Raw genomic sequence first — 11766 nt, 5'->3', positions numbered from 1 at the left:
ATTTGAAAAAGGTGTTAATAGTAGACGACTCGCTTGATATTCAGGCGAGTCTGAAGTTTTTACTTGAGGATGAAGGCTATGCTTGCCATGGTGTGGTGACACCAGACGCAGCATTTGATTATGTCAGTACACAGGAAGTGGACTTGGTGCTATTGGATATGAACTTTACCCATGACACCACCAGTGGCAAAGAAGGGTTGGCGGCGATTGCTAAGCTCATTCAAATAGATCCGCTTTTACCCATTGTGGTGATGACTGGTTGGGCGACATTAGACCTTGCCGTTACTGCCCTAAAGCAAGGAGCGGCCGATTTCATTGAAAAGCCATGGGATGATGAGCGCCTTGCTCATAGCATCAAAGTACAAATCGAGAAGCGAGCTGACAGACAACATTTAGCGCGGCTATCTGCTGAAAACGAACGCCTTAAACAGCCCCAACAAACGATCAACTTTGTTACGCAAAGTGAGAAAAAACAGCGTGTGCTGACACAGCTCACCCAGTTGGCACAAAGCGATATGAACATCTTGCTGACCGGTGAAAATGGCACAGGAAAGAGCTATTACGCACAGTATGTACACGAGCATTCAAGTCGTGCTGGTGGCAGTTTTATTTCGATTAATATGGGGGCAGTGAGCGACGAGCTATTTAACTCTGAGTTATTTGGCCATAAAAAGGGGGCATTTACTGATGCGAAAGCAGATCGAGTGGGTGCATTTACACTCGCAAGTAATGGCTCGTTGTTTTTAGATGAAATTGCCAATTTATCTTTGCAATCTCAAGCAAAGTTGCTTCAAGTGCTAGAAGAGCGGAAGTACGCGGCGGTTGGCAGTCACAAAGTTTTGGATAATACTGCGAGAATAATTTCTGCCACCAACTGCCAACTCAATGAAGCGATTGCCAATAACCAGTTTCGCCAAGATTTATATTATCGATTAAATACTATAGAAGTAGAAATACCGCCTTTAAGAGCGTGCCCAGAGGATATCTTGCCATTAGCAGAGCGTTTTTTAATGCGCTTTAGTCAAGATTACAAAAAACCACCACCAATCATTATGCCTTGTGCTGCTAAAGCACTGAGTGCTTATGACTTTCCTGGCAATGTAAGAGAGCTTAAACATATGATGGAGCGCGTGGTATTTACATGTTCAAACGCCCGAGTATTTGCCAGCGATTTGGCGCTCAGTCCCACACCGCACTCAGCGTTGCAATCGGTGAATACTGCTACTGTGAGCACATCAGAAAATCACGATTTAACGCTGGATGAAATTATTGAGCAAGCACTATTTAAAAGACTGGAATTTCACGGTGGTAATGTATCAAAAGCGGCGAAGAGCTTGGGACTATCGCGCAGTGCGTGGTATCGCAAAATGGATAAATATGAGTAGGAGATAAGCAAGCTTGTTTTATCGATTTGGACACTGGTTGTTAAGTGCATTACTACTCGTTATTGCTAACGTTCTGCTCCTTGTGCACAATTACCCGGTTGCACTCGTTATGTTGCTAGATTTGGTATTTGCGCTGTGTTTTGCACTGCTCACTTATAAATATAGCTCTACAAGACAAAACACTATTAATCTCATTGATACCTTGTTGATATCGCTTCGCCAAGGCGATTATGCCCTAAGAGCAGCACATGGCAAAGACGCACAATTATATTCAACGGTGGAACACTTAAACGCGCTTGCACAAACCATGCAAGCCGATCAGCGAGCGCTGGCAGAGCAAAGCGACCTGCTAAAGCAAATCATTGAAAAGCTTGATTGTGCACTTATCGTGTTTGACAAACAAAGCGTTGCATTTGCCAACAGCTACGCTGAGCGCACCTTTTTTGACTGTTACAAAGACGATGCTTGGCGCTGGTTTCAGTCATTACAAGCTCAGCAAAAACAAGGAAAGGTTTCGGTGATGCTTGACGGTACCGAGCATGCTTTTTTGCTTGAACACGACAGCTGCTACATTGCCAATAAACCTCACACTCTACTGGTTTTAAAACAGCTCGATAGTATTTTATATCAACAAGAAAAAGACGCCTTACAGCGGTTTGTCCGTATTTTAAGTCACGAGATCAATAACACCATAGCGCCGATTGGTACGATAGCTCGCAGCCTAACCAAGCGCCTAGACCGTGAGTTAGATTTAGAAAGGTTTACTAGTGGGCTGTCACTCATCAACGAGCGCGCCAATTACCTTAAATCTTTTATGGGCAACTATGCCTCACTTGCCAAATTACCTCCTGCGCATAAGCAGATTGTTGCACTCAGTGAGTTTTGCACTCAGCTACAAAGTATCTACCCTCAGCTAAAGGTAGAAAGCACAGCGGACCTGCTCGGTTTTTTTGATACGAGTCAAATCAAACAGGTGCTTTGCCATCTTATTAACAATGCCGAAGAAGCGTGCACACCTTCGCCAGAAGTCACACTCAACATCACCCCCGATGCAGACAAGTTAGCGTTTACGGTCACAGATACAGGCCCCGGTTTTTCCAACCTAAACGAAGCTGCTGAAGCATTTTACACCACCAAAGCTGATGGCAACGGCATAGGCCTTATGCTCTCTCGCATTATTATTGAAAACCACGGTGGACAACTCAAACTAGGCAATAACTCAAGCGGTGGTGCAAAAGTCAGTTTTAGCGTAGAGCGTGGTGGAGGTTGAGTGCTGAAAGTAACAAGCAAAAAACGAAGACACCCAGTGTAATGTATTCAAAATAATTAGTGAAAGAGTACAAGTATGAAGCGGGTCGCAGGGTGAAAAATTTGAAAGACTTTAATAAAAAAGCAACATTAATAAGGATTGTTTATGACATCACGATGCATTTTATTGGCACTTGCACTGGTTAGTACAATTGTGTTTGCAACTCCACATAATAGCTCGCTTGACCCAACTAAGGGAACTTGGCAAAACAAAGATGAAGATGGTGATGGTGTGTTAGACGAGCATGATGAGTTTCCATTTGACAGTCAACGCGCTCGTTATCCCGAAATTGTCGAGATTGAACCTAATGATAACCCCAGCAATGCGGTAAAAGTTGCGCATCAACTTCCGTTTAAAGTAAAAGGGGTTATTTCAAATGCGGGTGATAATGGTGATTTGTACCAATTTAGTGCAAACAAGGGCGACTATATCTCAGCTCGCATTACCTATAGCTCCGATAATTTTAAGCCTAAAGTGTATTTTTCCGAGCAAGGTGGTTTTGTGATCAACTCATCGCAGATCCATACCCATAGCGCACTCAAAATGGCGCATATCCTGACTAAAATACCCCATGACGGAAAATTCAATTTGAGCGTCATTGATGATTTTTCGGGTGGCGCGCCGGACTATTCCTATGAAATTTACGTATTTAAAGATAAGGACACCGACGGTATTGATGATCATGCAGAATATGCAATTGGTGTTGAACCAACTCGTATTGATACCGATAGAGACTCTATCCATGACTTCTATGAATATTATGTAAAGCAAGGCGCTACACTCGATGAGGACAATAACGGGGTAATTAACTTATTAGACTTAGACAGTGATGGCGACGGCATTAGTGATGAGCGCGAAGGCTCAGGAAATGCAGATCAAGATGATAAATTAAACTTTTTGGATCTTGATTCTGATAATGACGGCATAGCGGATGCCGACGAAAAACTCAACGCGAAAGGGTGGCCTGAAGACTCTGACAAAGACGGGGTTGAGGATTTTATCGATCTCGATAATGATGGCGACAAAGTGTTAGATATTTATGACGCCGAGCCGTATGAGCGAGTGCGAGGCTTTAGATTAAGCGATTCACCGAGTGTACAAATATCCTCTCAAGCCGGTTATTACAATGGCTATTCATTACCTCGAATTTATCGTATCGGCGATAGTGTTGTATTTACTGGTGATGACTTTGCCGGGCTGGAGAACCCAAAAGTGGTTATCTATAACGGTGAAGAAATTTATAATATCGCGCCAACATCGCACACTAACTCAGAGCTAATCTTTGAGCTCAATCTACCATTTCGCAAATATAAGGCATTTATTTACACTCGAAATAAGCGTTCTAATGAAGTGCGATTAAGCCCATACAAAGCGGGTTCACCGTTAATATTTGGATATGCCTCAATCAAAGTTCAAGAAGGTGAGCAATATGAGCTTAAGGGAGTGGGGTTTGATGATAAAACCCGCATCATAATGGGAAATAAAACACTTGTTCCTTCAACTCATACACCATCTAGTCTTACATTTACTATACCAACTGGTATAACAAAAGGCATATTACAATTAACGAATAATGTTGGAACGAGCAATAAGGTTCGGTATCGGGTGCAAGCACGCTAAAAAGTAAAGAACGATAGTAGACCAAAGAAGATTAAGAAAGAAGATTAAGAAAGAAGATTAAGACACCCACCTCAAAGATACAGCACATAACGGTTCAAGTTTGTCGTGGGTGTCAGCCATTATCTCTCAGCCATTATCATTTCACCTACTCATTTATTATTTAACTATCCAAGGCACTATGACATGGTCATAACCAATGCTTAAAGACACGTAGACTAATAGCGCAGCCATTACTAAGTTAAAAGCTTTAAAATACTTGGGATCGGAGATCTGTTTACCCATCATTGAACCCACTATCGAATAGCTAGTGGGGGCTCCGAATGCAAGTACAGCAAGGAGCATTGACCATATGACAACGGCAATGCCGGTAATGCCAACGCTTGGAAACTGAATGGTAGAAACCGGCAACGTTGCGATTAGCGCTTTGGGGTTGAGTAGCTGCATGAAAAGTCCGTCTCGAAAGCTCAACGATTTGGCCGCACTTCGCTTATCACAGAGCTCAACGTTAGCATGTGCCACTTTCCAAGCAATATATAGAATATAAAGGCACCCAGCCAAGCTGATAAAAGGCAGTAGCTGTGGATTAATAAACTTGAGCCCGACAATCCCTAAGATAACGAACAAGATGAACATTGCCATTCCAACACCGGCGAAAAAACCGAGATGAACACGCGTCTGTTTGTTTAGACCACTATGTAGACCAAGCAAGTTGATAGGCCCAGGGGTATACATTACCCCGATAGCATAGGCGAAAATTTCTGACATAATTTACTACTCCGATATAAGCAGTCGACGAGCTAAGCTAACGGCCCAACTGCAACTGAAATTGTTTTGGTGTCATGCCAAATACGCGTTTAAAGTTACGATTTAAGTGACTGGCATCAGCAAAGCCGGACTCTACCGCTGCGGTGGTGGCGCTACGGCCTACAAGTAGCTGTTTGCGAGCATAGTTGATACGACAATTCAAAACATACTGGTGTGGAGTTATGCAAAAGTGTTCTCGAAAAGCTCGAATAAAGTGATATTTAGACATATTGGCGACATCAGCGATGTCATCAACCGAAATATCGTTGGCAAGATTAGCCAATATATAGTCTTTAGCTCTTAGTACTAAAATTTCAGCCCTTGTTTTACGAAGTGGTAACTCTAAACAGCCATGCAAACGAACCAATGATTGAGCCAACTGAAACAAGGCGGCTTCGTGCTCAATTTTGGAGTAGGATCGTCCCAAAAGTTGCTGAGATATGGTAAGAACTTGATAGCGCAACAGTGGGTCATTGAACAAGGTGTCGTTAAGTCTTAGTACTGTTTCTTGTTTATAACCAAGAGAGCGAAACAGTGGTTGCAATTCTCTTGGGTGCACATAAAGCATCACATATTCTAAGCTGTGTTCTCCCCCAGAATGACCGTCATGGATATCTTCGGGATTGAAAAGCATTACGCAGCCAGGCTGACTTTTATAAAAAGCACTGCGACAGAAAAAGTCTTGTCTGCCTTTTAGAGTGAGCCCGATCGAGTACTCTTCATGAGCATGTTTGGTGTAGGTGAAATCACTCATGGTTGCGCTCAGCATGGACACATCATCCTGCTGAGCACTATGGGTATATATAAAGTGATTATTTTTACTCACACTCCCTCCTTCTGTTTGAGCACTTTTGCAAAACTACCAAGTCAATATATTCAAGCTATCAATAAAAAACTTGAACGAAATTGCTGATGTATCCACTACAGAGTTTGCTTAATACTCTTCACAAGGAAACTTAGTTAACCCAGGCTTTGGTCATTAAACCTATCAAATAAATCACAATCGATGCAAAGCCAAAGAACAGAGGTGATTCAACTGCTTACCCATTACGGGAAAATATTTGATACCATAGCTGCCAACGAAGGTTAGCATGTCGTTAACCGAATATATATTGAAGGTCGGAAATTTGCCCCTAATGAAACATTTTAAAATATTTGCCGTAATAATCGCAGTGCTTATTTTCAGTGGCTGCGCCGCCCACATTCAAGAGACAAGTAAAACAGCGAATAGAGCTGTAGGGAACACGCCACAAAATGTATTTTTGGATATTACTTCATCGCACTCAGTTTCTAAAAGTAAGTCACTTTCTAACAGCATTAATGAGCTAAAAGCGCTAATAGCCAAAGACTTTAATGGCAGTATTGTTGAGTCTGGAAGTGCAGATCAAGCACCTTTATCAGTCGAGATCACCATCGAGCACTTTCGTTATGTGTCTGGATTTGGCCGCTTTATGGTAGGTGTAATGGCGGGTGATGCCGAGCTGAAGCTCAATGTAAAGCTAATAAACACCGACACTAACGAGGTGGTTGGTGAGTCGATACTAGATACTCGATCTGAGTTTATCGAAGGCATTTTTGGTGCAACTACTTCTAGGCAGCTTGAAGCAGTATCTAAGAAAGTGGTGAGTATGATTGGCACGGTGGAGCGCGAAGGTAAAACTGATAATACCGCTAACTCTTAGTCGATATTGAAATTCCAAATACTCAAAGAAACCTAGTTTTTGACGATGGGGCTCCTGTATACCTTTTTGAGCCCCACTGATACGCATTACAAACAAAGGGACGGAGAAATAACAAAGACACCCACCACATTAATTTTATGCGGAGCAAGCATACAAGATGAGACTAAGTGCTTTTATGTCTCTCTAAAATAGTGTCATTTTTCAGAGGGAGGGGTCTACAGGACACATGAGTAATGTGGCCTGTAGACCTCAAGCTAGATTATCGAAATAAGCAAATGACGTTTACTTCTTATATTTTTCAAACCAAGCTAGGGTATGTTCAATCTTACTGATCATCCGAGAAGGACGGCCTGCAATTCCATGTGGCGCACCTGGAATTTTGACCAGTACAGAATCAATTTTACGCAGCTTAAGTGCTTGGTAGAACTGTTCGGTTTCGGCCATTGGCGTGCGCAAGTCTTCTTCACCCGTCATTAGCATGGTTGGGGTGGTTACGTTGCCAACGAGCGAAAGCGGTGAGCGTTGCCAATAGTGTTCCATATGCTCCCATGGCATACCTGGGAATTGCGTTGGAATTTGACCAAGGCCACTGTCAGCGGTAAGCACTTTACTCAGCCAGTTGATCACAGGCTTTACGACAACAGCAGCGTTGAAACGGTTAGTTAAGCCAATTGCGTAGGCTGTTGCGATACCACCTGCAGAACCGCCAGCAATAAACAGATTATCTTTGTCGATAAAGCCTTTCTCAAGCATAGCGTCTACCCCTGAGTTATGATCGGCAAAGTCTTCTTTCGAGCTGTATTTGTACTTGAGCAACATCGCAAAGCGTTCGCCGTAAGAGCTGCTGCCTCTGTGGTTGTCGTAAAATACCACATAACCTTCGGCGGCATAACGCTGTAATTCTGCTGAGAAATGGGGGCCGTAGGCTAAGTGTGGACCACCGTGAATTTCTAGTAGTAATGGATATTTTTTGTTTGGGTCAAAATTTGGTGGCGTAATATACCAGCCCTGAATTTTCTCCCCGTCGAACGACGAGCTATACGTGATCTCATGCACTTTACCAAGGGTTTTATGTGCAAGTAGGTCTTCGTTAAGGCGGGTTAATTGCGCTACTTTGCCTTTTCTTGTCGTGATTGCGATGTCAGCAGGGCGCTCACTCGAACCCTGAGTAAAGGCAATTTCTCCATCAAAGTTAGCACTAAATTCACCGCTTAGATAAGGGCGACCAAGGGTTGTGCCTGAGAGCGTATCTGTGATGTCGGTAATTTTGCCTTTTGTGGTGATGCTCGCGAGCTTTCGCTTGCCGTGGTCATCGTACGTCATCGCCAGTCTATCACTGCTAATCCAAGTTGGGTTTTGGATTGAGCGGTCGAAGTCTTTGGCAATCATGTGGGAGGTTTTGTCCTGCCAATCCATAATATTCAGTTTGCTATTACGGTAAGGGTTTAGCGCGTTCGATGCACTAAGATAAGCCAGTTGTTTACCATTTTTGGAAAAACTAGGTGCGTACTCACGACCAGAAGCCGACGTAAGCTGGGTGATATTACGGTTAAAATCAACTTCGAATAAGTCGCCCTCTAGGCGCTTGTATTCCCAGTCTGCAATGCGGTTTGCTGAAAATACAATGGCCTTAGCATCTGCTCGCCACGCGAGTTTCCCACTATGGTGATAATTACCAGAGGTTAATTGGCGTGGCGTGCCGCCTTCACTCGGTAACACGAAGATCTGGCGATAGCCCGGTTTGATAAGGCCTCGGCCATCTGCTTGGTAGTAGGCTTTGTCGATAACAATGGCAGAGTCGGACCACTTCGCGCCTTTTGGTTTTTCTGGCATCTTGGCAATGACTGCTGGCTTTTCAGCAACCTTTTGGCTAAAAGCCAGCCATTTGCCATCTGGTGACCAAGTTAAGCCACTGATCCCAGATTGCAACTGTGTAAGTAGTGCCGTACGGTTTTGAGCAAGATAATGCACATGAATTTGTGTGCTGCCAGATACATTGCTCACAAAGGCGATTTTGCTACCATCCGGCGACCAGCGAGGTTGACTGTAATTGTTTTCATCAGAGAAGAGTGGTGATTGTGCGCCTGATTTCGTATCGACCAGCCACAGGTTTTGTCGCTTAGCATCTTTCATCACGTCATTATTGTTACGCACATAGACAACTTGAGTACCATCTGGGGATATTTGTGGGTCGTTTGCATATTCCAGTTCAAAAATGTCTTTAGCCTGTAATCCCACCTCAGTTTGTGCTAGTGCTGGCAATGCAGCGCAAGCCAGTAAAGTGCAAATAAGCGTCCGTTTCAATTCAAAAGGCATATCGCCACCTTCAATATAATTTTTATGTGGGCTTCATAGTTATTCAGGTGTAATTCAATGTCACCTAATACGCGATAGAATGAAATAAAAACTCGGTGTATCAAATGAAGGGGAGTGTAAGAAGGTTGTTTACGAGAGACAAAGAATAGTTCTGCTGGATACAATGCGTACCTGTGAATTATCCGTCGTTCATTAACTTGATTTTGGTAGGATCTACGTGGCGCTCTGGTCATGACGCAACAATAACGTAAAACTGTCATATGAGTGACGTACCTAACATAAGGATTTTTCAGGTTAAATAGCGTCAATAACCGTATTAAGTATGCATTTGCGCTATTCAGGCTCTACTCGTATGCAGTTTCTACCTGCTTTTTTCGCTTGGTATAGGGCTGAGTCAACTCGCTTTAGCATCTCTGATAAGTCTTGACCATCTTGTAAACTACCTACGCCAAAACTGGCTGTGATCTTGTGTGGGCAGGATAATTGAATGGCTTCAATCGCTTTACGGATCCGCTCTGCTACTTTCTGTGCATCGTTGAGATAGGTGTTGGGGCACAAGATAAGAAACTCTTCACCTCCCCAACGAGATGCGATGTCCGTTGACCTTAGACTATTTTGAATTTCCTGCGACACGAGCACCAACACTTCATCGCCGATATGGTGGCCAAACCTATCGTTCACTTGTTTAAATAGATCTAAGTCTAGAATAATCGTGCTAAGGGGAAGGCCTTTAGTTAAGCACTCTGTCGTTTCCTCGTGTAGTGCCTGATTCATTTTTCTACGATTGTATAAATTGGTTAGTTCATCCTTATTCGATAGCACTTCCAATTGTGCAGCCTTGACTTTATCTTGTGTGACATCCTGCATCAGGCCAATTGAATTAAGTGGCTGACCAATGCCGTTTAGTAGCGTTTCACAGTGGTGTCTTACATAAAGTGTTGAGCCGTCAGCTCTAGTTACAACATGCTCAAATGTGGTGCTTCCACCGTGAACAAAAACATTGTGAAGTTGTTGTTTTATTGCAAGCTCGGCACTTGGATCTAGTGCATTGATAAAATCGTCCCACTGTGTAACGGATCCGCCATCAATACCGAGCATGGCAGCAAGTTTATCGCTCATTTTAACGCTGTAGGTTAGGTGGTTAAGCCGCCACGTACCGACATTAGCAAGCTTTTGAATATCCAGCAGAGCTTTTCTGTCGTATTCGTTCTCACGTAACCTTTGTTGCAGCTTGTGGTTTTCTATTTCTAACGCCAGAACTTCATCTTCAAGTTTAGTAATTAGATCTGCGTCATCCGATTTAGATGGAAATACTTCGCTCATACATAGTCCATTGGCTAATTCAATTTTTCTACGAACGTGTATTGAGTGCTTCTTCGGCCATTTGTGTGCCGACTAGTCGCGATTTTATTTTTTCATATACTATTTCTCTGGTTGTTGAACTATCATCGGCGAATGGCGAAAAACCACAATCATCACAAGTGCCTAGCTGTGGAATAGGAATAAATTCACTCGCCAGTAACACGAGATCTCGTACGGATCTTGGGCTCTCAATTTCGCGACTATTCGGGTTAATCACGCCAATAAATACACGTTGGAAGGGCTTGAGGATGCTGCCTATCAGCTTCAGGGTTTTCTTGGGGTTCTCTTCACCTCTAAGTGCAACGTAGAAGCTTCCTGCATTAATGTCGAAAAGCGTAGGCAGCAGGTATTTATAGTCAATGTCGGCGCTATGAGTTGCATCAATATCAGCACCCGGACAGGTATGAATACCAATTCGTTGCCTTTCGCTATCACTAAATTGGGCGAGACATTTATTGATTAGCTCAACAAAGGACTTGAGGGTCTGACCTGACGGGTCTAGTTTTAAAGACAGCCTAGCTTCCGTAAAGTCAATTTGTACTTTGTGTGCACCCAGTGCTAAGCAGCGTTTTACTTCGCCAACATGCTCAGTTATCAAATCACTGATAAAACTTTCGTGATCGTAATTTTCAATTCCGTGAGAAGGATAAACTAAGCTCAACATTGAAGGAGAAATAACGGCTTGTTTGACGGGCACAGTTGCATGTTTGAGTGCGAAAGCGAGAAACTCATCCGCCGTATGTTGATAGCGAAATGGCGGTACTTTAAGGTGTGGCGCAAAGACCCGAGAGTGACCATCGTTAAAATCAACGAGCAAGCCCTGATCTGAGTAGCAAGGTGAATCGTGTAAGCAATAGTGAGCAAAACCATCAAACTTTCTTTGCTCGCCATCACTGACGATCTGACAACCAATCGCTTCGAGCTCTTTTATCACTTGTTGTGTTTCACGCTCTGCAATTTCGTTTAAAACTGCGTAACTTATCTTTCCTTGCTTATAGTCCCTGTAAGCGCTTATTAAACAGGGGTTTCGAGGAATTGATCCGATTTGTTCGCTGGGGATCTGGAACCGCGCCATCGTAGTCTACCTTCTCGAGTTGCTTATTCTAAGTAAAACGATAAAAAGCCATAAATAATCAAATAAATGTGCGCTTATAGCAATCCAGTTACTTTGTCTGTTTTAAAAACGCACAAGCGCCAATGTGAGTATAGGATCAAATAGATATAATCGCCTTGATTACATGGGATTTTACCTGATGAGATAATCTTTGGTGGGTGCTTTTGAGTGAGG

At 43.2% G+C, this 11766-nt stretch carries 9 protein-coding genes; 4 read left to right on the top strand and 5 right to left on the bottom strand.

Annotated elements, in window-relative coordinates; all coding sequences use genetic code 11:
• Positions 1 to 2 precede the first annotated feature (2 nt).
• From L3V43_RS17570 to L3V43_RS17560, 3 genes are all read left to right on the top strand, one after another.
• Positions 3 to 1385 carry a sigma-54 dependent transcriptional regulator gene (locus L3V43_RS17570; RefSeq protein ID WP_235368840.1) on the top strand — a complete coding sequence of 461 codons (1383 nt, stop codon included), beginning with the start codon at positions 3 to 5 and terminating at the stop codon, positions 1383 to 1385.
• Positions 1386 to 1398: 13 nt separating this feature from the next.
• On the top strand, positions 1399 to 2655 hold the full coding sequence (locus L3V43_RS17565; protein WP_235368841.1) for a HAMP domain-containing sensor histidine kinase: 1257 nt from the start codon (positions 1399 to 1401) through the stop codon (positions 2653 to 2655).
• Positions 2656 to 2799: 144 nt separating this feature from the next.
• Entirely contained in the window at positions 2800 to 4314 is a 1515-nt protein-coding gene (locus L3V43_RS17560; RefSeq protein ID WP_235368842.1) for an MSCRAMM family adhesin SdrC, read from the top strand.
• 156 nt (positions 4315 to 4470) lie between these two features.
• Here the strand turns inward: L3V43_RS17560 and L3V43_RS17555 are convergent, their stop codons facing one another.
• Positions 4471 to 5079, bottom strand: coding sequence for a LysE family transporter (locus L3V43_RS17555; RefSeq protein ID WP_102058354.1), 609 nt, complete (start codon positions 5077 to 5079; stop codon positions 4471 to 4473).
• Positions 5080 to 5116: 37 nt separating this feature from the next.
• Positions 5117 to 5944: an AraC family transcriptional regulator gene (locus L3V43_RS17550; protein ID WP_039496419.1), complete on the bottom strand. Its 828-nt coding sequence runs from the start codon at positions 5942 to 5944 to the stop codon at positions 5117 to 5119.
• Between the two features lie 310 nt (positions 5945 to 6254).
• Here L3V43_RS17550 and L3V43_RS17545 point away from each other — a divergent pair, with 310 nt between their 5' ends.
• On the top strand, positions 6255 to 6800 hold the full coding sequence (locus L3V43_RS17545) for a DUF4410 domain-containing protein (RefSeq protein ID WP_237117054.1): 546 nt from the start codon (positions 6255 to 6257) through the stop codon (positions 6798 to 6800).
• 282 nt (positions 6801 to 7082) lie between these two features.
• Here the strand turns inward: L3V43_RS17545 and L3V43_RS17540 are convergent, their stop codons facing one another.
• The 3 genes from L3V43_RS17540 to L3V43_RS17530 form a co-directional block, all read right to left on the bottom strand.
• On the bottom strand, positions 7083 to 9116 hold the full coding sequence (locus L3V43_RS17540) for a S9 family peptidase (RefSeq protein ID WP_237117055.1): 2034 nt from the start codon (positions 9114 to 9116) through the stop codon (positions 7083 to 7085).
• Positions 9117 to 9449: 333 nt separating this feature from the next.
• Positions 9450 to 10439 carry a GGDEF domain-containing protein gene (locus L3V43_RS17535; protein WP_237117056.1) on the bottom strand — a complete coding sequence of 330 codons (990 nt, stop codon included), beginning with the start codon at positions 10437 to 10439 and terminating at the stop codon, positions 9450 to 9452.
• A 28-nt stretch (positions 10440 to 10467) separates the two neighbouring features.
• On the bottom strand, positions 10468 to 11553 hold the full coding sequence (locus L3V43_RS17530; protein WP_237117057.1) for a 5-methyltetrahydropteroyltriglutamate--homocysteine methyltransferase: 1086 nt from the start codon (positions 11551 to 11553) through the stop codon (positions 10468 to 10470).
• Between the last annotated feature and the right edge of the window lie 213 nt (positions 11554 to 11766).

The organism is Pseudoalteromonas sp. L23, from assembly GCF_021728455.1.
Classification (GTDB): domain Bacteria; phylum Pseudomonadota; class Gammaproteobacteria; order Enterobacterales; family Alteromonadaceae; genus Pseudoalteromonas.
The sequence above is the reverse complement of the archived record's forward strand: the minus strand, read 5'-3'. Positions and strand labels throughout refer to the sequence as shown.

Bases quoted from the DNA above. Each gene is read 5' to 3' on its own strand.
- L3V43_RS17560 (WP_235368842.1), top strand. From the start codon at position 2,800: ATGACATCACGATGCATTTTATTGGCACTTGCACTGGTTAGTACAATT.
- L3V43_RS17555 (WP_102058354.1), bottom strand. From the start codon at position 5,079: ATGTCAGAAATTTTCGCCTATGCTATCGGGGTAATGTATACCCCTGGG.
- L3V43_RS17545 (WP_237117054.1), top strand. From the start codon at position 6,255: ATGAAACATTTTAAAATATTTGCCGTAATAATCGCAGTGCTTATTTTC.
- L3V43_RS17540 (WP_237117055.1), bottom strand. From the start codon at position 9,116: ATGCCTTTTGAATTGAAACGGACGCTTATTTGCACTTTACTGGCTTGC.
- L3V43_RS17535 (WP_237117056.1), bottom strand. From the start codon at position 10,439: ATGAGCGAAGTATTTCCATCTAAATCGGATGACGCAGATCTAATTACT.
- L3V43_RS17530 (WP_237117057.1), bottom strand. From the start codon at position 11,553: ATGGCGCGGTTCCAGATCCCCAGCGAACAAATCGGATCAATTCCTCGA.